The organism is Methylobacterium oryzihabitans (genome assembly GCF_004004555.2).
In the GTDB taxonomy this organism is placed as follows: Bacteria; Pseudomonadota; Alphaproteobacteria; order Rhizobiales; family Beijerinckiaceae; genus Methylobacterium; species Methylobacterium oryzihabitans.
Window position 1 is genome coordinate 39,314 of sequence record NZ_SACP01000009.1, and the last position, 22,174, is coordinate 61,487.

Here is a 22,174-nt window from a genome sequence, read left to right on the forward strand (position 1 = left end):
CCGGCGGGCTGCGATGGCAGCCGAGCGTGGTATGCAGGTTGCCTCCCCCGGCCTGGTCGATCGTCCGTCCAAGGAGCGCAGGATGAGGAAGCCGTTCCCGCTTGAGGCTGAGCGGTGCGAGACGATCCCGCAGGGACGGCGGGCCGCCGACCCGCGGGCGGCCCGCGCGCTCTCGGCCAGCCTCCAGGCCGTGCCGCGCCGGGTGGGCGGGATGGGGGCGTTCTACCCCGATACCAGCACCAGCACCCGGCACGCCCACGCGCGCGGGCAGTTCATCCTCGGCGTCACCGGGGTCACCGCGATGCTGACCGACGAGGGGTGCTTCGTCGTCCCGCCGGATCACGGGCTGTGGATCCCGCCGGGCGTGGTGCACCAGTCCCGATCATGGGCGGATGTGGAGGTGCAGACCCTCTACGTCGAGGCCGACGCGATGCCGGCCGGTCACGGCGCCTGCCGCCTGGTGCGCACGACGCCGCTCCTGCGGGCGCTCCTCGCCGAGGTGCTGGCGATGCCGGTCCTCTACGACGAGCACGGACGGGAGGGCCGGCTCGTCGACCTCCTGCTCGCGGAGATCGGTCGGATGCCCGCCTCCTCGCTCCACGTCGCGGTGCCGCAGGACGACCGTCTCGGCCGGATCTGCGAGAGCGTGCTCTCCCGCGCCGGCGAGACCCGGACCCTCGACGAGTGGGCGCTCCTCACGGGCTTGAGCCGCCGGACGATCACGCGCCTGTTCCGCCGCGAGACCGGGATGAGCTTCTCGGCCTGGCAGCAGCGGGTGCGCCTCATGGAGGCGCTCGCCCGCCTCGGCGGCGGCGCCTCCGTCACCAGCGTCGCCCTCGATGTCGGCTACGACAGCCCGAGCGCCTTCACGGCGATGTTCAAGCGGGTCCTCGGCACCTGCCCGCGGACCTACCTCGACTGGGCCTGAGGGCCGGGCTCCGCGAGGCCATGGTGGGACAGGGCCGCCTTCAGGATGGCGGCGGTCTCGGGCCGCCGCGCGAGGCAGCGCGAGGTCGGCCCCGCGACGACGATCGAGAGCCGGCGGTCGCCGAGGGGGAGCGGGAGGGCGACGCCGGCGAGGTCGGCGATGTACTCCGAGTCGCTCTGGTGATAGCCGCGCTCCTCCGCCTCCAGCAGCGCACGCTCCACGTTCTCCACGCCCAACGGCGTCGTGTCGGAGAAGCGCTCGAACGCGACCCGGCGGTAGATCGCCTCGCGCGAGGCCGCAGGATACTGGGCGAGGATCGCCCGCCCGGCGGAGCTGGCATGGACCGGAACCCGGTCGCCGACCCGGGCGTGGTAGCGCACTTGGTGCCGGGATTCCGCCACGACGAGGAACAGGGCGTGGATGCCGGTCAGGGTGCCGACCGCCGTGGTCTCGCCGGTGGCGGCCGCCACATCGGCCACGAGGTCGTCGACGACGCCCGGCAGCGGCTCGGCCTCAGCCACGGTGAGGGCGAGCGTGAGCCAGCGAGGGGTCGGGTAGTACCCTGCCCGCGGCCGCGGCTCGTAGAGATAGCCCCTCTCGACGATCGTCCCGACAAGGTTGAACGTGCTCGAGCGCGGCCAGCCGAGATCGTCCGAGATCTCGGCGAGGGTGGCCGGCCGCCGCCGCTCGGCGAAATACTCCATCAGTTCGAGAACGTTGGCTGCCTGCTTGACCTGCATCTGTCCCGTCGCCCCGTGCCGGTGCGGGGGTCGACCGCCGCCCGGGTTCATGGCTGCGCAACCTAACGGCCGGTGCTTCGGGGCACCACACGCATCCCGTCACCCCCGTACCTCCAAGGGCCCTTGACTTATTCATAAGCAGGAATGAAAAATTCCTACATAAGAATTTGGCGGACCGCGACGATCGGTGCCGTGATGCGGACGGCCGCGATAAGTCGGCCCGCCGCAGGGAGGAATGCATGTCGCTTCGCCGTACCCTCGGGACGCTCGCCCTCGCCGCCTCGACGATGCTGTCTTCGGGCGCCCTGGCGCAGGTCCCGGTCAAGATCGGCGTCCTCGCCGATATGTCCGGGATCTTCTCGGATATCGGCGGCGCCGGGGCCGCCGAGGCGACCCGGATGGCCGTCGAGGATTTCGCCAAGCTGCCGGAGGCGAAGGACCTGAAGGTCGAGGTCGTCGCGGCCGATGCGCAGAACAAGCCCGATATCTCGAGTACCATCGCTCGCAAGTGGTTCGACTCGGACGGGGTGGACGCCGTCGTCGACATGCCGACGAGCGCAATCTCTCTCGCCCTCGCGCCGCTCGTGCGGGAGAAGAACAAGGTCGCACTATTCACCGCATCCGGCTCCTCGGACCTGACCGGCAAATCCTGCACGCCGAACTCCGTCCACTGGACCTACGATACCTGGGCGCTCGCCCACGGCACCGCAGAGGCGATCACGAAGGCCGGCGGCAAGTCCTGGTACTTCATCACGGCCGATTTCGCGCTCGGTCATGCGCTCGAGCGCGACGCCAGTGCCGTGGTGAAGGCCGAGGGCGGCCGGGTGGCGGGGACCGTGCGCCATCCCACCGACGCCAAGGACTTCTCGTCGTTCCTGCTCCAGGCCCAGGCCTCGCAGGCGCAGGTGATCGGCCTGACCAATGCGGGCGGCGACACGATCAACGCCATCAAGCAGGCGGCGGAATTCGGCATCGTCCAGAGCGGGCAGCAGCTCGCCGGCATGCTCTTGTTCCTCTCCGACATCCATTCGCTGGGCCTGCGCACCGCCCAGGGCCTGCGCCTGACGACCGGGTTCTACTGGGACCTGAACGCGGCGACGCGGGCCTTCGGCGAGCGCTTCGCCGCGCGCAACATCGGCCGCTACCCGACCATGAACCAAGCCGGGGCCTATTCCGCCACGCTGGCTTTCCTGAGGGCCGTCGCGAAAGTCGGATCGGCCAAGGACGGGGGCGCGGTGGTGAAGGCGATGCGGGAGGCGGGGACCTTCGACGACCCGCTGTTCGGCAAGACGATGTTGCGCGAGGACGGCCGCGTGCTGCACGACATGATGCTCGTCGAGGTCAAGAAGCCGGACGAATCGAAGAGGCCCTACGACTACTACAAGGTCCTGGCCACCATCCCGGGCACGGAGGCCTTCCGTCCCCTCAAGGACGGCGGATGCCCGTTCGTGAAGTAGCGGGCGCCGCCCCGACGGCATCTACGCAAGCTAAGGATCAACGACCATGCGACTGGCCAACAAGCTCGTGGTGGTGACGGCCGCGGCCTCTGGGATGGGACGCGCCGGCGTCGAGCTCTTCCTGCGCGAGGGCGCGCGGGTCGCGGCCATCGACGTGAACGCCGAGGGGCTCGCGCGGCTTTCCGCCGACATGGCGGCGCAGGGCCATGACGTCGCGACGGTGCGGGCCGACCTCTCGCAGCCCGAGGAGATGCGGGGCTCGATCCACGACGCCGCCGCCGCGCTCGGTGGGATCGACGTGCTGTGGGCCCATGCCGGCATCCCCGGGCCCGGCGGCATCGAGAACCTCGACGTATCGGCCTACCGGCTCGCCATCGACCTCAACGTCACCTCGGCAGCCCTCGCCGCCGGCGAGGCGATCGGGCACATGCGCGGGCGCGGCGGCGGGTCGATCGTGTTCACCGCCTCAGTCTCGGGCCTCGTCGGCTCGATGTGGAGCCCGATCTACTCGGCTGCCAAGTTCGCGGTGGTCGGGCTGACGAAGTCCCTCGCCCAGACCTTCGCACCCGACAACGTCCGGGTGAACGTCGTCTGCCCGGGCCTCGCCGAGACGCCGATGAAGCTCGGCTTCACCGGCCGCTCGGGCGATCCGGCGGAGGCCGCCGCCGCCGAAGCGCGCATGGTCTCCGCGGTGCCGATGGGGCGCCTGTGCCGGCCGGAGGAGGCCGCCCACGCGGTGCTCTGGCTCGCCTCGGACGATGCCTCCTACGTGACGGGCGTGGCCCTGCCCGTCGATGGCGGCTTCACGGCGCGCTGAGCGCCGGGGCCCGCGCAACGATAAGGAGAAGTGGCATGCCGGGTCCGCTCGCAGGCATCAGGGTCGTTGACCTAAGCACGGTCGTCGCGGGCCCCTTCGCGACGCAGATCCTCGCCGAGCTCGGCGCCGAGATCGTCAAGGTCGAGGGACCGGGCGGCGACATCCTGCGCGCGCCGGGTCCGGCCCGCTCGCCCGGCATGGGGGCGGCGTTCCTCAACTGCAATCGCGGCAAGGACAGCGTCGTCCTCGACCTGAAGCAGGAGGCCGGCCGTGCCCGGCTCGACGACCTCGTCCGGGGCGCCGACATCCTCGTCCACAACATGCGGATGAAGGCCGCCGCGCGACTCGGCCTCGACGACGCGCGCCTGCGCACGATCAATCCGGGGCTGATCACCTGCGCGATCGTCGGCTTCGGCCAGGACGGGCCCTACCGGGACCGGCCGGCCTACGACGACATCGTCCAGGCGGCGTCCGGCTGGGCCGATCTCGAGCGGCGGGCCGGGGGCGAGCCCCGCTACGCGCCGACCATCGCGGCCGACAAGACCGCGTCGCTCTACGTCACCACGGCGGTCGCCGCCGCCCTGTTCCACCGCGCCCGCACGGGAGAGGGACAGGCAATCGAGGTGCCGATGTTCGAGACCATGGTGTCGTTCCTCGCCGTCGAGCACCTCGCCGGCCTCACCTTCCGACCGCCCCTCGGCCCGTCCGGCTACGCGCGCCTCCTCTCGAAGCACCGCCGGCCCTACCCGACCCGCGACGGCCACATCGCGGTCCTGCCCTACAATGCGAGCCACTGGCGCGCGGTCTTTAGCGCCGCCGGCCGCGAGGATTGGGCAGAGGAGGCGGCCCTCGGCTCCGACGCCGCCCGCGCCGCGATGATCGACACCCTCTACGAGCGCCTGGCCGGCTGCCTCGTACAGGACACGACGGAGGCGTGGCTCTCGCGCCTCGCACCCCTCGACGTGCCCTGCACGCGGGTCAACCGGATCGAGGACCTGCTCGACGATCCCCACCTCGCGGCCACCGGCTTCTTCGAGGCGATCGACCATCCGACGGAGGGACCGCTCCTGGCGACGCGGCCGCCGGTCCGGTTCTCGCGCACGCCCAGTGGCGCGACGCGGCCCGCGCCGCCCCTGGATACGGGCAACCCCTGAAGCCGGCATCAGGAGGGCGCGGGCCGCCGCGGCATCACCGCGTCGCGAACTTGATGCTGAGCGCGGCCTTGGCCGTCAGGCCGGGGCTCGGCAGCAGGTTGAGGTACTGCGTGTAGCGCTTGTCGAAGGCGTTCTGCACGATGACGTCGGCGCGGATGCGATCGTCGAAGCGGTAGGAGGCGAAGAAGTCCACGAGCGCGTAGGCCTTCGTCGTCAGGATCGTGGTGCCGGCCGGCACGTCGAGGCGGCTGTCTACGAAGGTGAGGCGGCTCCCGACCGTGACGCGCTCGTCGAGGAAGCGCAGCCCGAGCGTCGCGCTGATCCGATCCGGGGGAACGGTCAGCAGCGTCTCGCGGGTCGCCTTGTTGCGCCCGTCGGTGTGCGTGGCGGCGAGCGAGACGAAACCCCCGCCCCAGTCATACGCACCTTCGATCTCGACGCCGGACAGCTCGGCCTGCGCGATGTTGAGGTACTGGAGCGATTGCACCGGGATCACGCACGGAAACCGTCCGGGGAGCCGCGTGCAGATCGACGCCGGTATGCCGGGTATGGCCGGGACGAAATAGGTCGGTCCGACCGGCGAGATGTTGATATAATCGTCGATGATAGTGTTGAAGACGTTGAGCTTGGCTCGCAGAACGTCGCCCGGCTGGAGCACGTCGCCGTATTTCAGGTTGACGCCGCCCTCGATGGTGTGGGCCACCTCCGGCCGGAGCGTCGGATTGGGCAGGATGTTGAAGGCCGGGAACGGATGGATGCCCTGCACCAGCGTCTCGGTGATCGACGGCGCGCGATAGCCCTCGGCGTAGGTGGCGTAGAACTCGATGCCAGCGAACGGCGACACGCCGACGGTGATCTTGGGCGACAGGCGATCGCCGCTCGATCCGTAGGCGCCGCCGGAGAGATCGTAGCGGTCGTAGCGCAGCGCGCCGATCACGCGCAGCCAGGAGGCGTAGCGCACCTCGTCCTGGACGAACGCGCCCGCGAGGTTGCGCTCTCCCGAAGGGGTGAAAGCGGATCCGAAGCCACCGGCCCGGTCCGTCGTCCTGACGCTGTCGAAGACCATGTCCCCGCCGAGCGTCAGGGCATGGCTCGCGCCCCAGGTGTCGAAACGGGCGGTGTTGTGGATGTCGAACCCCGACGTGTCGATATCGTAGTTGATCTGGTTGCCCGCCCGCACGCCGAGATTGCCGTAGAGGCCGCTCGCCGTGTCGCTCAGGAAGGTCAGGGTGTTGTGCGTCGTGGTGTAGTAGCCCTTCGCGCTGAGATCGATCAGCGGCACGTCCGGGCGGGCGAAACGGTAGCCGAGGGTGTAGGTGTCGGCCTGGACGGCGTTGGCGAAGCGGGCGCCGGCGTTGCTGGAGCCGTTATTGGCGAAATCGAAGTTCTGGATCAGGGCGGTGCCGCTGACCTCGTGGCCGTCGGCGGGCCGGACGTTGAACTTGGCGAGGCCCGAGGTCAGTTCGTTGCCGGTATCGCGCACCAGGTTGCCGAGGCCGTCGCGGTAGGGCGTGTTGTTGCGGTAGACGAACTGGCCGAAGATGTCGGCGGCGGTGCCGACGCGCGCGCCGAGAGCGGTCGAGTTCAGGAATCTCTGCCCGTTGGTGCCGAACCCCCATTTCTGCACCGCACCGGCCGTCTCGTCCGGCGTCAGGATGTCGTCGATCGAGCGCGTGCGGAAGGCCACCACGCCGCCGATCGCGCCCGAGCCGTAGATGGTCGAGGTGGGGCCCCGCGTGATGTCGATGCCGCCGACGAGTTCCGGGTCGAGGTAGAAGACGCCGTTGGCGCTGTGCCCTGAGGTCTGGAAGTCCTGGCGAGCGCCGTCGACCAGCACGTTGACCCGCCCGAAATCCTGCAGGCCGCGGATGTTGATGGCTTGGGCCGGATCGTTCTGGTTCTCCTGCGTCGTCACGCCCGGCACGTCGCGCAGCACATCGGACAGCCGGCTCGGCTGGAGGCGCCGGATCTGCTCGCGCGTGACCACGCTCGTGCCCGACAAGACGTCGATCGCCGATTCCTCGGTTTTCGTCGACGTCACCGTGATCGTGTCGAGAGCGATCGGCGCCTCCAGAGGGGCCGCCGGTGGCGGTGCCGCGGTCTGCGCGTGGGCGGAGCCGAGGGAGAGAAGCGAGACACCGATCAGGAGACCGGAGCGGCACGACAGGATGGGACGGCGGGAGATCATCACCAGTTCCGCGAGGCAGGGCGCAACGTCGAAGGGTTGGCTGGCTGGCGGAGAGCTGGCTGGCTGAGGCTCGTCATGCGAGCCCGGCCGCCTCGGCGTCAATGCATGAAGAGAAGAACCGGATTGTTACAGCTCGAAGTTACGGTGGCGCGCGTTCATAAGCATTCCAGACAGATCGTCTAACCTGTCGGCGAGTTGCCGCCGAGCAACAGGCGGGTCGGCAGGATGAACGGCTTGCCGCCTGGCGGAACCCGCCCGACGGGCCATCGCACGCCGAAGACGTCGGAGATCAGGTCGTCGCGCAGGATCGCACCGGGGGCACCGCGCGCCACGAGCCGGCCGCCGTCGAGCACCAGCAACGTGTCGGCATAGACGGCCGCGAGATTGAGGTCGTGCAGGATCGCCACCACGCCGACCCCCGTGCGGCGCAGATCGTCCACGGCGTCGAGGATCGCGCTCTGGTGGCGCAGGTCGAGGCTCGCCGTCGGCTCGTCGAGGAACAGCACCTGTCCCGCGGCGACCGTGCGGCCGGCCGCCAGCTGGCAGAGCACGCGCGCGAAGTGTACGCGGGCCTGCTCGCCGCCCGAGAGGCCAGGATAGGAGCGCTCGGCAAGGTGCAGGATGTCGGCCTGCTTCAGGGCCTGCACCAGGATCGCCTCCCGGTCGCGGCGGGTCAGCCCCCGGCCGATTCCGTCGAGGCCGATCCGCGCCACCTCGGCGACCGCGAACGGGAAGGCGACGCGGGCCTGCTGGGGCAGCACGGCGCGCAAGGTCGCGAGACGCCAGGCCGGGATCCCGGCGACCGGCTCCCCGGCATAGGCCACGCTGCCCGATGTCGGGCGCAGCTCCCCGCAGAGGAGACGCAGCAGGGTGGACTTGCCGGCGCCGTTCGGCCCGATCATCACCTGCAGCGTGCCGGGCTCGACCGTCAGCGAGACGCCCTGGACGAGGATCTTCCCGTCCGTCGTGAAGCCGAGGTCGCGGCAAGCGAGGAGCGGCAGCTCAGCCATCGAAGCCTCTCTGTCCGGAGAGCAGCAGCCACAGGAAGACGGGCGCCCCGACGAGCGCGGTGACGATCCCGATCGGCAGCTCGGCCGGGGCGACGACGAGGCGCGCCGCGACATCGGCCAGGACGAGCAGCGCGCCGCCCAGCAGCGCGGCGGCGGGCAGGAGGCGGCGGTGGTCGGGGCCGATCACGAGGCGCAGCGCGTGCGGCACCACGAGACCGACGAACCCGATGACGCCGGCCGCGGCGACGCCCGCGCCGACGGCCACGGCGACGAGCAGGATCGCCGCGCGCTTGAGGCGCTCGACCGGAATGCCGAGGTGGAAGGCCTCCGCCTCGCCGAGGACCAGGGCATTGAGGCCGCGCCCCAGGAAGGGCACGGCGAGGAGGACCGGCAGGATCGCCGGAGCCGTCGCCGCGACCTTGGTCCAGCTGGCGCCCCCGAGGCTGCCGAGCGACCAGAAGGTGAGGTCGCGCAGCTGCCGGTCGTTGCTGGCGAAGACCAGGAGGCCGGTCATCGCCCCGGTGAGCGCTCCGAGGGCGATGCCGGCCAGCAGCATCGTCGCCACCGAGGTCCGCCCGGACCGGGTCGCGACGAGGTAGAGGCCGAGCGTCGCGGCGAGCCCGCCCAGGAACGCCCCGGCCGGCAGGGCCGCGTAGGGAAGAGGTCCCGGAAGGCCGAGGCTCCGCAGAACGCCGTCGCCCAGCACGATGATGGTGGCCGCCGCGAGGCCCGCCCCGGCCGAGACCCCGACGAGGGCCGGGTCGGCCAGGGGGTTGCGGAACAGCCCCTGCATCAGCGCGCCGGAGACCGCGAGGCCTGCTCCGACCATGAGGCCGAGGAGGGTGCGGGGCAGGCGGATGTTGAGGATGACCAGAGCGTCGCGCGCGGAAGCCGGATCGGCACTCGCGTGCGCCACCAGTTTCAAGATGCGTGACGGCGGGATCGGGACCGCCCCGACACCGACGGAGAGGATGGCAACCGCGGCAACCAGCAGGGTGAGAGCGGCGAAGATCAGGCCGCTCCGCCGCCGTGCCCGCATCGGCGCGTGCGCCCTAGTCACGGGGCAGGTCGGGATAGATCGCCCGCATCAGGTCCCGCGCGGCGTCCGGGGTGCGCGGGCCGAACCCGAGAAGGGTGAGGCCGTCCATCGCCACGAGCGCGCGCCTGGCGGCGGCCGGGGTCTGTCCGAGCGCCGTGCCGGGCGCGAAGACGCCGTCCGGGCTCGGCGCGTCGGCCCCGTTCTGCATCATCACCACGGCGTCGGGCGCCGCCGCGAGGATGGCCTCGTCGCCGATCGGCTTGTAGCCGTCGAAGCCCGTCACGGCATTGTCGATCCCGGCGAGCGCCAGGATGCCGTCGGCGGAGCTGCCGCGACCCCCGACCATCATGCGGCCGTTCGCGACGGACAGGATCACCAGGGCCCTGGCCCGCCTGTCGACCCGAGCCCGCGCTCGCGCCAGTTCGGCGAACCGGGCGCCGACCTCCGCCGCCAGCCTCTCGGCCGCCGGCGCGAGGCCGGCGAGGTGGCCGACGGTCAGGATCTTGTCGAGGACACCCTCGGGCGTCGGCGGCTCCCTGACGATCGACACCGGGACACCGGCCTCCCGCACCAGGGCGAGCACCTCCGGCGGCCCGGCGCCCTCCGCGGCGATGACGAGGTCCGGGCCGAGGGAGAGCAGCCCCTCGGCCGACAAGGCCCGCAGGTAGCCGACATTCGGCTTCTCGCGCAGGACGTTTGCCGGGAAGAGGCTCGTCGTATCGACGGCCACGACACGTTCGGCGGCGCCGAGCCGGTAGAGGATCTCGGTGACGGCACCGCCGAGCGAGGCGATGCGGGCCGCCGGCTCGGCCGCTCGCGAAACCCTGGGAACGACGCCGATAACGACGCCGGCGAGGAGGGCGCGGCGGCTCCAGAGCCGCGGAGTGGAACGGTCGGTCATTTCGTGAGGATCAGCTTGTTGTTGGCGGTGATCCGGAGCCGGTAATGCTCGCCGGCATGCAGGATCGTCACCTCGCGGGCCCCATGCATCAGGACGGTCGAGGCGATCGTGGTGGGCAGCTCCGGCCGCCGGTTGCGTGCCAAACCCTCAGGACCACCGCTGTTGCCGGCGGCGACATCCTCTCGTTTTGTCATGGCGTAGACTTTGAGGCGTTCCGTATGTTTGAAACATTCTATTTCAAACATGGGAAAATTGATGACAACCCGTCCTAGGAGATCGTCCTCCGCTGCACAAGATGCGTTGCATCGGAGCGGTTGACGTGGCGCGCTTCGAGTGATCGGAGATCCTCGACCCTTATAGCGGCGGCGCTTGCCGCCCAACAGGAGAAGCCGTCGGCGCCCCAGGAGCGAGCGGGCAGTCAGCGATCCTGACGCGCCGGACGCGAGTGTTCCAGCCGGCCTGCAGCAACCGGCGCTCGGGTGGCGTCGATTTCGCGCGGTGCCAAAAATGCCGGATCGGTGGTGGGACGCACCGCGCCGCTCACGAGTCCTCCCCTCTCGTGCGACCGCCGGCTCCTACCCAGGCCGGCCGATCCCAAGGTCCCTCCCGGAGATCCACCGTGAGCACCGTTTGCGGGCCGCCGCCGTGGCTTTGATCGATCACGACGACGAGCGAATGCGCGACGTGCCCGCGCCGCGGCACAACCGAGCCAAGTCTCGATGCACGCGCTCTTGTGGATGACTGTGAGAATGCAGCGAGACCTGAGCCGCAAGTGGTGCTGACAGTAAGTGATGCTGACAGTTCCGCAACTGCTTCGGCAGGGAGACTGCTTACCTTGTCCCAATCGATCCAGCGGCGCTGTCTCGAGGCGATTATCGAACTCGACAAGGCGAGCCACAAGGCGTTCAAAAACTAGCTATTCAATCTATTCCTGAAGAAAGGAGCAACTCCATGTCATCCGAATCCCGTCGAAATCATAATCCAACAATCGACGGAAGCGACAGCAGTGTAATGGCGGCGTGAAGCGTCCGGCAGGAGCTGAGCGTCGTACAGATGCTTTGGTACTTTGGTGCTTTGGCAGCAGGCCAGGTTGCAACGGGAAGCTGTTCAGACTGCGCCAACCCGGCCTGCCCATCACATGAGATCGCTTGGGCGATTCTCGCAGCGACCCGCTATCATATCATGAAGTAGGACCAAGGGAAAAATCGGCAAACAGGGGAGACGGGGTATAAGAGAAAAATGAGTAGATCGCCAATCTTTCGGGCTCGCACACCTAGAAATATAAGACAATTATGAGAAATTAGAAATGAGAGGCTTTTTCTGTCCGGCCGCTTGACGCCTCGTCCCCTTGGCGTAGGCCGGACTGCTCTCATCTTTCAGCGCTATCAGACCTTCAACTGTTTGGTGAGAAGTTGTCATGGGCTTCTCGCCATTTTTTGTTTTGGCGACATCTGCTGAAGACTATTCAAGATGTCTCGATCATATCAATCTGATATTGCAACCTCGATGATATGATCGGTTTTTACTCATTCGCTGCAAATTCCTCGCAATTTCAGGATAGTGATAGCCGTATCGAGAATAGTCTGCAATGGGCCATGCTAGCACATTGCAAAGTAAGGCCATGATACTGACAATTGCATTTGGCGCATGACGAAAAATGTCTTGCGACCTCGATTATTGACGCAATATTCGTCAATCTGTAATTAAGTAAAAAGATAAACTGTACCGCGCGAAAGTCGCACATAATACGAACTTCACGCAGTGCATTTTTTAAGTCGTCCGATTGACGGGCATCTGACGTCTACGATCTATTATTACGTCATTTGATGCCACTGCCTGTCTCTGCCCGTTTCCCGGTCGCTTGGTCATCTTCGACTGCGAAGACCCAAACGGTCCCACCCTGCGGGATGTCCTTCTCCCAGCCGTGCTCGTCAGCCATGATGCCTTGAACCAGCGCCGAGTCGACACCCCACCCTGAGACGATGGCGATATATTGCTTGCCGTCGACCGCATAGCTGATGGGAGGCGATATGATACCAGAATTGGTCTTGAAGCTCCACACCTCCTTGCCGGTCTTGCCGTCATAAGCGCGGAACATCCGGTCGCTCGTGCCACCCGTGAAAATCAGATCGGTCGCCGTCGACAGGATCGAGCCCCACATCCATGACTTGGCGTAGGTATCGCGCCATATTTCCTTGTTGGTGTTAGCGTCGATCGCCTGGATACCGCCGATATACTTCACGTCCTTATCGATGAGGAGCTTGATGTCGGTAATATCGACGCCCGCGGACCACTGCCCCGGGATCCGCTCCTGGATCTTGCCTTCATATTTCATGCAATGGTTGTCGTTGAACGGGACGTAGAGCATCCCGGTCTTCGGGTTGAATGACTCGTACGGCCAATCCTTGCCGCCCCAGACGCTCGGGCAGTAAGTGCCGGCCCGGCCCGTACCCGGAACGCCAGCAAGATCATAAGTCGGCCGGCCCGTCTTCGGATCGACGCTGGTGAAAACCGTATTCTTCACGAAGGGCCGGGCGTCGAGAAAGCTGATTTGACCCTCATTGGAGCGGCCGAGGCGATAGAGATAGCCGTTGCGCTGCGCGCTGATCATCGCCGGCACCTTCTTGCCGTCGCGGTCGAGTTCGATCAGGGTCGGCGCGTTCATCGCGGCCCAATCCCACGAATCGTTCCAGTGATACTGGAAGTGGCTCTTGATCTTGCCGTCCGACGGATTCAGTGCGACGACGGAGGCGACGTAGAGGTTGTCGCCCGGCCGCTGGTCGCCGAGCCAGGGCGAGCCGTTGCCGACGCCCCAGTACAGGACGTCGTTCTTGGTGTCGTAGTTCCCCGGCATCCACATCGTGCCGCCACCAATCTTCCAGGCATCCTTCCAGCGCCCGTCCTTCGGCCAGGTCTCGGATCCCGGCTGGCCGGGGGTCGGCACGGCCCAGAAGGTCCAGGCCTCCTTGCCGGTCTCGGCGTCGAACGCCTTCAGGAAGCCGCGGACACCGAACTCGCCCCCGGACGGGCCGATCATGATCTTGCCGTTGACCGCGACCGGCGCCGAGGTGATGTAGGCGCCCTGCGTCCAGTCGCAGACCTCGACGTCCCACACGACCTTGCCGGTCTTGGCATCGAGCGCGACGAGGCGGCAGTCGAGGCCGGCGACGAAGACCTTGTCGCCCCAGAGCGCGACGCCGCGATTGGTATAGTGGAAAGCGCTGAAGCCCTCGGGAAAATCGCGCTTGTAGCGCCAGACCGAGTCGCCGGTTTTCGCGTTCATCGCGATGACCTGGTTGTAGGGGGTCGCGACGTACATGACGCCGTTGTTCACGATCGGAGGCGCCTCGTGGCCCGACGTGACGCCGGTCGAGTAGCTCCAGACCGGGCGGAGGTTCTTGACGTTGCTCGCCGAGATCTGCTCGAGCGGGGTATAGCTCCAGCCGGCGTAGTTGCCCTTGGCCATCAGCCAGTTCTCAGGCTCCGGGTTGGACAGCCGTTCCTGAGTAACAGGGCTATAGTTTTTCAAAGGCTCCGCCAAACCGAGTGTCGGGATCAGGACGGTCGAGAGCAAAGCCAGGGACAGCGAGCGCAACATGGCGTCTTCCTCCGATATCGCACGGTTCCCGTGCTGAATTTTTATTGTGAGGTGGCTGCACCGAGCGCGCCGGTGAACGCGCCTGCAACGGTGACGAAACCGTCCGCGACGGCCACCGGCAGGCCGGCGAGACGACGGGTGGCAGGACCAGTCAGGACGGCACCGTTGTCGGCCAGATCGAAACGCGAACCGTGACAGGTGCAGACCACCGAGCGGTTGTCGCCGTCGAGCAAGGTGATCGGGCAGCCATTGTGGGTGCAGATCGCCGAGTAGGCGACGATGCCCTCTGCCGCCCGCGGTGCCGTGGCAGGCGTGAGGGCGGAGGGATCGGTGCGGATCAGCAGGACTTGGTTGACGCGCGACCCGCTGCGGATGGTCTCGGTGGCCGGATCGACGGGATAGGCGAGGCGAGGCGGATCGCCGATCTTGATGTCGGCCGCCATCACCGGCTTGTCCTTGTTCTCGCCGCTGAGATACGCGAAGCGGTCGCCGGGTTGAGGCCGCAGAGCTTTCGGATTGGGCGCCCTGGCGGGGGGCGCGCCAGCGCCCGGCTCTCCTGCCGCCAGGACCGTCGCTGTCGGAGCCATGAGCAGCGCGATGGCGGCCGTGAGAATGTCCCGTCGCGGCCAACCCGTGGCGGCACACTCGCACGGACACGGCGCCTGCGTGGTCTCGTCACTCATGATGATCTCTCTGGGACGTGGCGTGTAGGGCGGATCCGGCCTGCCGTTGCGACCGGACGCTGATGCGGCCGCGCAGCGTGCAGACGTTCATGCGGTCCCCGCGCGACTTCGGCGCATGGAGAGCCCTCCTGTTTCCTCACAATTTTAGTTATCGTGCAGGCGACAAGCTTACTGCCGACGCTTTGACGAACGGTAGCACCACTAATTTCCAGATTGCAACGGCTCACATACGAGAAATCGAACGAAACATTATGATAATAATATCATAATAAAACTATCACAGCTCGTTTTTGTTTGCACGCTGCGGCCGGCCATGAAATATCTTTCGGAAGCGCGCATGAACGAGACTAACCGTCTTGCATCGAACGCATCTTTGTAACGGCCCTGCCGTCCGGCAGCCTGTCAACTGGCAAGGATCGCTGTGCCGGCCCTTGTTCATGGCGTGAAATACAGAACTCGCTCGACGTGAATAACCGGCATCATCGATGCTCATGTCTCACAGCTGCGATCTCGTCCCGAGGGACGAGCGTCTATGAGCCTTGAAGAACGTTGCCCGGTTGGACAGGGACATCCTACTTCGATCTTTGAAGCTGGCGGTCCTCGATCGCCCGCCCCGGGGACGAGTTGGCCGATGGCAGAAACCAGCGCTCATCAGAAATCCGCATCGATATATGCAATTTATTCCTTGAGAGAAAAGTTGCACACATAGACAATCAGGATAGCCCTTTGTCAATTCTCGCCCGGGCAAACATCGGAAGGTTTCAATATGGAGGTGACATGTTACTTCGAAACATGATCCCAGCACTCGTCTTGGCATTCTGGTCGACCGAAACCCGAGCCATCGATTGGGAGAGCCACGCTTTGCTCACCGAAGCCGGTCGACCGCTGCTCGTCTCGACATCGGACGGCTCCATCGACGCTCAGACGGTTGGAGAGACCTCATCCTTGTTCAGGCGCATCACGGCCGATGGGACGGAATGTGAGGCGAAGGACGGCAAGACGAGGCGCATCCGAATCGTCTGCACGGCAAAAGGAACGCATTCAGTGTCGGTCTATATCGGCAAAATCGTCGGCGCCGGCCAGTTTCTCATCCAGCAGGTTGCGATCAACACCCGCATGCTCCCAGCTGCCGAGCGGGTCGCGCACGTCAGAAACCTGGTGTCCCACGAGTGATTCCGCCACGCCGCGTCACTGCTCCCGATTGACGCTTCAGCACCGGGCATTCTTCATTGGCGTTAGCTGGGCTGAGATATCTCGGCGCCGGATTTTGTGCAAGACTTCGAGGCGGTCGCGGCCATGACCCATTCGGGACGATGCATCTTGGCTGCGGTCGCGGTCGGCACCGCCCTGTCCGGACCGGCGGCGGCCGGCGATGGACGGCTGGCCGCGCTCTATCCGCAGGATAGCCGTCGGGCCATGACCGGCGCGGATTTCGCCAGGTTCCCCGGTGCAGGAATCCTCTTCTGCCGAGATGCCTCGGGCGTGCCGAAGCGGGCCGCCGCCGCCTGGCTGATCGCCGGGCCGCGGGTCGTCATGCTCAACGCCCACAATTTCCGGAGCCGGCGGCTCGAGGTCACCCGCGCGGTGGCGGATTGCTTCTTCCAGATCGCCGGCCGCAACTACGATTTCGAGCCGGACAGCCTGCAACTCGGGGTCCGGCCCGGCGCGGAGGCGCTGCACATCACGGACGACTGGGCGCTGCTCCACCTCAAGGAGCCGGTCACGACAGCGGTCGCGCAGCCGATCCCGGACGCACCGGCCGGGCTGCGAACGGGCAGCGAGGCCATCGCGGTGACGATGGTCTCGCCGGCCGGCCACGAGAATTTCGGCAGCGCGACCAGCCTCGAGGCCTGCACCATCCGGCAGATCGACCCGCCGGGCGAGGACGGCATCCGGCAGGCCCGGCACGATTGCAACAACGGCTATGGCGGATCCGGCTCCGGGCTGTTCGATGCCGGTGGCCGCCTGATCGCGATGCAAAGCGCGTCCCTGTCGATGAATTCCCGCCGCCCCTACGACGGCGAGTTCCATTACGGCTCGGCCCTGCTGCTCGAGGGCGCCTTCGTCGATGCCCTGCGCGACGCGGTCCGCCGCACCCGGTGAGCAATCGGCCCGATCAGCCGGGACCGAGCAGGCCCGGCACCACCGTTCCGTTCGGACCGAAACTCTCCTGCGCCCGCCGGCAGCTCGCCTCCGGGTCCTTCTGGTAGGCCTGGGTGTAGGCGGCCGAGCGGATCAGCGCCTCGCCGTGGGACAAAGCCGCGAGATCGGTGCCGAGCCGCTCCACCACCTCGCGGAACCGGGCGTAGTCGGGCGTCGTGCCGGGACAGGATTCGGCCACGAACCGGACCAACCCGGCGAGCTTGACGGCGTCATTGCTGACCGCGACCTTATCGGCTGGACTCACGCCCTCGGCGGCTTCGGCCGCCGTGAGGACGAGAGCGAACAACGAAATGGCATGGAGGATCAAGACAGGCTCCGTGTGTGGTGGCGGGTATCTTGGCGGATATCTTGGCGGAACCGATGTGGCATCGCTTCTCGTCGCGCGATGGCGAGGCGATGGTCGATCGATAACATCCCTGCGCGCACCCGATGGAAGGCCGCCAGCAGGTCGGAGGTCGTGGTGTCCTTGAGCAGGTAGCCGGTCGCCCCGGCGGCCAGAGCTCGGGCGACGACGGTCGGATCATCGTGCATGCTGAACACGAGAATGCGCGCCTCCGGCGCGAGGGCGCGGATGCGCGCGATCAGCGCGAGCCCGGAGAGGGAGCCGTCGCGATACGTTAGGTCCGCCACGACGACGGCGGGCCGGTTCGCAACGAAGCAGCGATAGCCTTCCTCGACATCGCTCGCGCAGTAGACGGCCGCATGGGCTTCCTCGAACACCATGCCGCAAGCCCTTAAAATGACAGGGTGATCGTCGACGACGAGGACGCTGCTGTCGGGCATGGCGTTCATCTCCCTTGTGCGTGATGGGCAGACATCCGACCCGCAGGCCAGTCGTTCACCGGGCCGTCGGCACGCCGGTGGTTTGCGTCCCGTAACTTCTCCGGAGGCGATCGAGGGCCGCGTCATGGTCGGCTCCGCCGGCCCGCAGGGTCACGTATTGCTGGCACAGACTGCCGTAGAGTTGCCGACGCCCGGTGGGAGCCGCGACCGTTGTCAGCCCGGCGATCAGCGTGTCGGGCGCCGGCGCGTTCGTCATCATGCTGGCCACCTGCGCCGTGCGGTTGGCGATCATGCGCGGATCCTCGATGAAGTGCGGCCGGGCCCGCGCCAAGGCCGCCTGCAGGCTCGCCACGGCCGCATCGCCCGGCGGCGACGTCCGCCCGGCGGCGCGGGCAGCGAGCCAGCGGGCGGGATCGGTGCGGTCGTCCGGCGTCAGCCAGTCGGACCGGGCGCCGTCGTCGCGACGGGCGACGATGGCGGCAGGAGGCTCGTCACGGGCTTCCTCCCGGGCCGGCTCGTCGCCGCACGCCGCCAGCACCACGAGGACGAGGGCGGCGGATCCCCTCTCGGCGGCCGATCCGAGACTCATCGGAGGGAGACCGCGAGGCCGCGGGGGCCGTCCGCCAGGGGCAGCCGCGCCAGTTCCCGGCGTGAGCGAGGATCGACGAGGGAGAGATCGCCCGAGAACCAGTTGGCGACGGCGACGCGGCCATCCTCGAGGGCCAGCACGCCCTCGGGGTAACGGCCGACCGCGACCTCGCCGTCCGGTGCCAGGCGGTCGACCGACAGAAGGGCGACGCTGCCGGCATGCTGGCGGCTCACCACGACCGTGCGCCCATCCACCGTCACGGCAACGCCGTAGGGCATCGTCCCGACCGGCACGGTGGCGATTTGGGCGAGCGTCCGGGCGTCGATGACGGTGAGGTCGTTGCTGCGCACGTTCGCCACGTAGAGCCGCGCCCCGTCGGGGCTCAACGCCACGGCGAAGGGACCCTCCCCGGTGGCAGCGGCGCCGAATACCCGCATCCCGGCCGTGTCGATCGCGACGATCCGGCGATGCTCGCGGTCGGCGACGTAGAGGCGGGCGCCGGTGCGGTCGAGGACGAGGCCGGCGGGATCGGGGACCGGCACGGCCGGGCCGGCGGCCTCGCCGGTCCTGGGATCGCGCCGCACCACCTCGCCCCGGCGCCAGTCGCCGACGTAGAGCGCGGATCCGTCGGGGGCGGCGGCGATGCCGAAGGGCGAGCCCGGATGGTCCAGGCGGGCGATCACCCGTCCGGCGGGCCCGTCGATCACCGAGATCGCCTTGTGGTCGGGATGGGTGACGTAGACCCGTCCTCCCGGCCCCGCCGCAAGCCCTGCCGGGCCGGGCCCGACCGGGATGGTGGCGATGACCCGGGGGGCAGCGGGATCGATGCGCGACACCACCCCGCCATCCTGGCTCGCGACGTAGATCTCGGCCGCGAGAGCGGTTGGCCCGAAGGCCGACATGGAGAGGAGTACGGTGAGGAGGAGCGCCCTCACGGGCCGCCCTCCACCTTGGCCTTCAGCCCGGCGAGCCCCGCCTCGAAATAGGCCTTCATGGCGGCCCGGCCGGCCGCATCGCTCAGTTCCTCCGGCGGCTCGTTGCCGGTATCGCCGCGGTAGAAGCGCCCGAACCAGGCGACCTTGCTGCCCGCACCCTCCGGCGTCACCGTCAGGGTCGCCGAGTAGGACGAGACCGGCAGGGCCTTCAGGTCCGGATCATCGAGGCGGTACGAGTAGCTGCGCCGGGCCGCGTCGTATTCGTCGAGGCTCTCGTGCAGGACGCCGCCGTTCTTGAGCGTCAGGGTTCGGGTGTCGCCATTTTTGGTGCCGTCGCCTTTGCTCGTGCCGCTCGCGACGAGGGGGTTCCAGCCAGCGATCCCCGCGAATTTGCCGGCGACCGCCCAGACCTTGTCGGGTGGGGCCGCGATGGTGACCGTGGCCTCGATCTTCTGCGGGGTCGGCCCGTGGGCAAGCGCCGCCGGCGCAACGCCGAACGTCGCCGCGACGAGGAGGCCGCCGAACAGGGAATCGTGGAACCGACGCATGCTTTACGCTCCGTGACGAAGGCGGGAGACGGTCTCGCGCAGGCGGGCGTGCCAGGGCAGAAGACCGAACAGGACGAGGAGGGCGGCGAGCGCCGCGCCGCCGAGGGCGGGGCGCAGGTCGAGCCGGACCGGGCGCGTCCGCGGCGTCGCCGCCGCCGTGAGGGCGCCCGCGAGGCCCCCCGGCACGTCGAGGGGCGCATAGGCGAGGCCGGTCTCGGCCGCGAGCCCGCGCAGGTAGGACTCGCGCACCGAGGACAGGTGCTCCTGGCCGGGAGCGGCGGTGGCGCCGAAGGGGGCGTTGCGTGGGTTGTAGCCCTCGCGCGTCTCCGCATCCGGCGGTGGTGGGCCGAACCGGTTCTCGTGCGGCACGTCGTCGGCCCCGTAGAAGCCGATCTCGCGGCCTCGGTCGTCGTAGCGCGGGATCGGCGACGGGGCATGGCCGCCGGCGCCGACGATCAGCCCGCGCACCGCGCCGGGCTTGCCCTCGAAGGCGGGACCGCCGCGGGCCGGCAGAGGCGGCGCCTCGTGGCCGTCGGTGACGAAGACGAGGTCGCTGCCGAGATCCGCCGCCAGCCCGATCGCCCGGAACAGGCCCGCGGCAACCCGGCTGTCCCCCTCCCAGCCCATGCGCCAGTCGAGACCCGCGAGGGCGCCGTCGAGGGCGGCGAAATCGGCGCAGGTCTCGATCGGCTCGAACAGCAGGAAGGTGCGCCGCTCGGCGAACAGGCCGAGGCCGAGGCGCGAGCCGCAAGGGAGAGACGCCGCGAGGTCCCGCAAGGCCGCCTTGGCCTTGTCGAGCCGGCTCACGGGCTTTCCTCGAAGGCGCTCGTCGCGGGTGTTCATGCTGCCGGTGATGTCGATCACCACCACGGCCTCGACGCGCTGCCCCGTGATGGAGAGGTGCGGCGCGACGCCCGTCAGAGCCGTGAGGGCGAGCGCACCGGCGAGCAGCCGCTCGCGCGTATGGCCGAGTAGCCGCACGAGGGGAGCCCGAATCACGGCAGCCCCCGCGGCTGGCCCGGGATGTCGGTCCAGATCTTCTTCGGGTCGGCGGGCATCTCCTCGCCCTGCTCGCGCCCACGCTCGGGGAAGTCGCGCACAAGGCGCGAGGCGACGTCGAGATTGAACTTGGCATCCCAGGCCTCGGGCCGGAGCGTCAGCGCGCGGCGATAGGCCTGCCGGGCGAGCCCAACGAGCGGCGTGGCCGGCTCCAAGTCGCCCGCTTCCAGCTTGGCGAAGGCCTGCCGCAGCCGCGCGTTGCCCAGCGCGATCTGCGCCAGCGCACGCAGGGCCGGCGAGCCACTGCCGTCGAGGGCAGCGATCAGCGGCTCGGCCTCGTCGAGGCGTTCGCGGGCGGCGAGGAACCGGATGCGGGCCAGCAGTAGTTCCGGGACGGCATCGGCGGCGACCGGACGGTCGTGGCCGGCCTCGAGCGCCGCGATGGCGCGGTTGGCGCTCCCGTCGCGCCAGACCAGGCCGGAGCAGGCGAGCGCGCCTGCCGCGCCGGCGAGCGGCAGGGCGACGAGCAGGGCCGGCCGAACGGCCCCCCAGGCCCGCCGCAGGACGCGCGCGAGGGAACGACGAGTGGCGGTCATGCGGCGCGCCTGGTCTCGCGGGAGGCCGCCGGGCGGGACGCGGACGTTCGGGTCGCCAGATCGGTCTCGGCGAGCTTGCCCGCGATGAGCAGCCCCATGGCCAGGGCGGCGAGGCCGTAGGCGAACCCGGTGAGATCGCGCTGCGGACGCCGCTCGGTGTAGGAGATGGGCTTACGCTCCTGGCGGTCGATCTCGCGGATCGCCTCCTCCACCGCCTGCGCGCTCTCGGCCTCGAAGGCGCGGTAGGGCACGCCGAGGCTCTTGAAGAACAGGTCGAGATGACGCTCGGGCGCCGCCTGCGGCGTGTCCTCACCTCCCGGACGGTCGCCGAGGCCCGGCGAGCCGGCCGTGCGCAGGAAGAGCCAGTACAGGGTCGGGTGGGTCTTCGCGAACTCCTCCCGCAGGAGGGGCTGGACGCGCCGATCGATGACCGCCGCCCCGTCGGAGACGAGCAGCAGCACGCGCGCGGCCTGCGGAGCGCCGGGGCCGAACTGCGCCAGGGCCAGGCCGAGACCGCGGGCGACGTTGGTCGCCTCCAGGCCCGGCCGGTCGATCGCCCGGATCGCCGCCCGCACGGCGTCGTGGCGGTCGGTCATCGGCAGCACCGCCATCGGCGAGGTCGAGAAGGCCGAGACCGCGACGAGATCGTGCGCCCGGCGGCCGACGAACCCTTCGAGGATCCGCCGCGAGGCGGCAGCCTTCGACTCCTCGGGCCCGGACGGCTGCCTGCCGGCGAAGGTCTCATTCATGCTGCCGCTGCGGTCGATGAGGAGCGAGATCTGCGCGCCCTCCCCCGTCCGAACCAGGTTCTCGCCGACGAGGTGCGGTCCGGCGAGGGCGAGGACCAGGAACCCGATCGCCGCCACGCCGGCGAGCGTCAGTACCGCATCGACGAGGCGCGACAGCCCATCGGCCGGGACCATGGCGAGGGAGGGCACCGGGATGCGCCTCTGCGCGGACGCGGCAAGCGGCAACAGCGCCAGCGGGAGCAGCCACAGCCAGGCCGGGGCCGTCACCCCGAAGCGGGAGACGAGAGCCGTCAGGGA

Annotated in this window: 23 protein-coding genes; 7 read left to right on the plus strand and 16 right to left on the minus strand. The window is 68.6% G+C overall.

The window, feature by feature from the left end; all coding sequences use genetic code 11:
* The first annotated feature begins 82 nt into the window (after positions 1–82).
* Complete coding sequence (locus EOE48_RS10775; RefSeq protein ID WP_093570954.1) at positions 83–928, plus strand: AraC family transcriptional regulator; 846 nt, start codon at positions 83–85, stop codon at positions 926–928.
* Here the strand turns inward: EOE48_RS10775 and EOE48_RS10780 are convergent.
* Positions 910–1,668, minus strand: coding sequence for an IclR family transcriptional regulator (locus tag EOE48_RS10780; protein ID WP_127728806.1), 759 nt, complete (start codon positions 1,666–1,668; stop codon positions 910–912). The two genes, EOE48_RS10775 and EOE48_RS10780, sit on opposite strands and share 19 nt — an antisense overlap.
* A 167-nt stretch (positions 1,669–1,835) precedes the next feature.
* Here EOE48_RS10780 and EOE48_RS10785 point away from each other — a divergent pair, with 167 nt between their 5' ends.
* From EOE48_RS10785 to EOE48_RS10795, 3 genes are read left to right on the plus strand one after another with little or no spacing between them, the layout of a single operon-like run.
* Positions 1,836–3,125, plus strand: coding sequence for an ABC transporter substrate-binding protein (locus tag EOE48_RS10785; RefSeq protein ID WP_425463649.1), 1,290 nt, complete (start codon positions 1,836–1,838; stop codon positions 3,123–3,125).
* Between the two features lie 46 nt (positions 3,126–3,171).
* Positions 3,172–3,942, plus strand: coding sequence for an SDR family NAD(P)-dependent oxidoreductase (locus EOE48_RS10790; protein WP_127728808.1), 771 nt, complete (start codon positions 3,172–3,174; stop codon positions 3,940–3,942).
* 35 nt (positions 3,943–3,977) lie between these two features.
* Positions 3,978–5,096 carry a CaiB/BaiF CoA transferase family protein gene (locus EOE48_RS10795; RefSeq protein WP_127728809.1) on the plus strand — a complete coding sequence of 373 codons (1,119 nt, stop codon included), beginning with the start codon at positions 3,978–3,980 and terminating at the stop codon, positions 5,094–5,096.
* Between the two features lie 34 nt (positions 5,097–5,130).
* On the opposite strand, the gene EOE48_RS10800 is transcribed toward EOE48_RS10795, so the two are convergent.
* The gene (locus EOE48_RS10800; RefSeq protein ID WP_246154125.1) at positions 5,131–7,098 is read right to left on the minus strand and encodes a TonB-dependent hemoglobin/transferrin/lactoferrin family receptor; all 1,968 of its coding nucleotides are present in this window, start codon (positions 7,096–7,098) and stop codon (positions 5,131–5,133) included.
* On the opposite strand from EOE48_RS10800, the gene EOE48_RS29815 reads away from it, so the two are divergent.
* Positions 7,076–7,351 (plus strand): hypothetical protein, encoded by a 276-nt coding sequence (locus EOE48_RS29815; RefSeq protein WP_246154127.1) that lies wholly within the window; start codon positions 7,076–7,078, stop codon positions 7,349–7,351. The genes EOE48_RS10800 and EOE48_RS29815 overlap by 23 nt on opposite strands.
* A 112-nt stretch (positions 7,352–7,463) precedes the next feature.
* Here EOE48_RS29815 and EOE48_RS10805 read toward each other — a convergent pair whose 3' ends face one another.
* The 6 genes from EOE48_RS10805 to EOE48_RS10830 form a co-directional block, all read right to left on the minus strand.
* The gene (locus EOE48_RS10805; RefSeq protein ID WP_127728811.1) at positions 7,464–8,294 is read right to left on the minus strand and encodes a heme ABC transporter ATP-binding protein; all 831 of its coding nucleotides are present in this window, start codon (positions 8,292–8,294) and stop codon (positions 7,464–7,466) included.
* Positions 8,287–9,333: a FecCD family ABC transporter permease gene (locus tag EOE48_RS10810; RefSeq protein ID WP_127728812.1), complete on the minus strand. Its 1,047-nt coding sequence runs from the start codon at positions 9,331–9,333 to the stop codon at positions 8,287–8,289. The genes EOE48_RS10805 and EOE48_RS10810 overlap by 8 nt, the downstream gene beginning before the upstream one ends.
* A 13-nt stretch (positions 9,334–9,346) precedes the next feature.
* Complete coding sequence (locus EOE48_RS10815) at positions 9,347–10,234, minus strand: heme/hemin ABC transporter substrate-binding protein (RefSeq protein WP_127728813.1); 888 nt, start codon at positions 10,232–10,234, stop codon at positions 9,347–9,349.
* Positions 10,231–10,377, minus strand: coding sequence for a hemin uptake protein HemP (locus EOE48_RS10820; protein ID WP_246154128.1), 147 nt, complete (start codon positions 10,375–10,377; stop codon positions 10,231–10,233). Before EOE48_RS10820 ends, EOE48_RS10815 begins: the two co-directional genes overlap by 4 nt.
* A 1,676-nt stretch (positions 10,378–12,053) precedes the next feature.
* Positions 12,054–13,832 (minus strand): PQQ-dependent dehydrogenase, methanol/ethanol family, encoded by a 1,779-nt coding sequence (locus tag EOE48_RS10825; protein WP_127728815.1) that lies wholly within the window; start codon positions 13,830–13,832, stop codon positions 12,054–12,056.
* A gap of 41 nt (positions 13,833–13,873) precedes the next feature.
* Positions 13,874–14,515, minus strand: coding sequence for a QcrA and Rieske domain-containing protein (locus tag EOE48_RS10830; protein ID WP_127728816.1), 642 nt, complete (start codon positions 14,513–14,515; stop codon positions 13,874–13,876).
* Between the two features lie 792 nt (positions 14,516–15,307).
* Here EOE48_RS10830 and EOE48_RS10835 point away from each other — a divergent pair.
* Together EOE48_RS10835 and EOE48_RS10840 are read left to right on the plus strand one after the other, a co-directional pair.
* Positions 15,308–15,688 carry a hypothetical protein gene (locus tag EOE48_RS10835; protein WP_127728817.1) on the plus strand — a complete coding sequence of 127 codons (381 nt, stop codon included), beginning with the start codon at positions 15,308–15,310 and terminating at the stop codon, positions 15,686–15,688.
* A gap of 123 nt (positions 15,689–15,811) precedes the next feature.
* Positions 15,812–16,618 carry a trypsin-like peptidase domain-containing protein gene (locus EOE48_RS10840; protein ID WP_127728818.1) on the plus strand — a complete coding sequence of 269 codons (807 nt, stop codon included), beginning with the start codon at positions 15,812–15,814 and terminating at the stop codon, positions 16,616–16,618.
* Positions 16,619–16,631: 13 nt separating this feature from the next.
* Here the strand turns inward: EOE48_RS10840 and EOE48_RS10845 are convergent, their stop codons facing one another.
* The 8 genes from EOE48_RS10845 to EOE48_RS10880 are packed head-to-tail and all read right to left on the minus strand — an operon-like array spanning position 16,632 to position 22,171.
* Positions 16,632–16,922: a hypothetical protein gene (locus EOE48_RS10845; RefSeq protein WP_127728819.1), complete on the minus strand. Its 291-nt coding sequence runs from the start codon at positions 16,920–16,922 to the stop codon at positions 16,632–16,634.
* A gap of 59 nt (positions 16,923–16,981) precedes the next feature.
* The gene (locus EOE48_RS10850) at positions 16,982–17,461 is read right to left on the minus strand and encodes a response regulator (RefSeq protein WP_127728820.1); all 480 of its coding nucleotides are present in this window, start codon (positions 17,459–17,461) and stop codon (positions 16,982–16,984) included.
* Positions 17,462–17,516: 55 nt separating this feature from the next.
* Complete coding sequence (locus tag EOE48_RS10855) at positions 17,517–18,050, minus strand: hypothetical protein (protein ID WP_127728821.1); 534 nt, start codon at positions 18,048–18,050, stop codon at positions 17,517–17,519.
* The gene (locus EOE48_RS10860) at positions 18,047–18,985 is read right to left on the minus strand and encodes a YncE family protein (RefSeq protein ID WP_246154131.1); all 939 of its coding nucleotides are present in this window, start codon (positions 18,983–18,985) and stop codon (positions 18,047–18,049) included. Before EOE48_RS10860 ends, EOE48_RS10855 begins: the two co-directional genes overlap by 4 nt.
* Entirely contained in the window at positions 18,982–19,533 is a 552-nt protein-coding gene (locus EOE48_RS10865; RefSeq protein ID WP_127728822.1) for an SRPBCC family protein, read from the minus strand. The genes EOE48_RS10860 and EOE48_RS10865 overlap by 4 nt, the downstream gene beginning before the upstream one ends.
* A 3-nt stretch (positions 19,534–19,536) precedes the next feature.
* A complete protein-coding gene (locus EOE48_RS10870) occupies positions 19,537–20,532 on the minus strand; it encodes a vWA domain-containing protein (protein ID WP_127728823.1) in 996 nt (331 codons plus the stop codon).
* Entirely contained in the window at positions 20,529–21,128 is a 600-nt protein-coding gene (locus tag EOE48_RS10875) for an MxaK protein (RefSeq protein ID WP_127728824.1), read from the minus strand. The genes EOE48_RS10870 and EOE48_RS10875 overlap by 4 nt, the downstream gene beginning before the upstream one ends.
* Complete coding sequence (locus EOE48_RS10880; RefSeq protein ID WP_127729049.1) at positions 21,125–22,171, minus strand: vWA domain-containing protein; 1,047 nt, start codon at positions 22,169–22,171, stop codon at positions 21,125–21,127. Before EOE48_RS10880 ends, EOE48_RS10875 begins: the two co-directional genes overlap by 4 nt.
* Between the last annotated feature and the right edge of the window lie 3 nt (positions 22,172–22,174).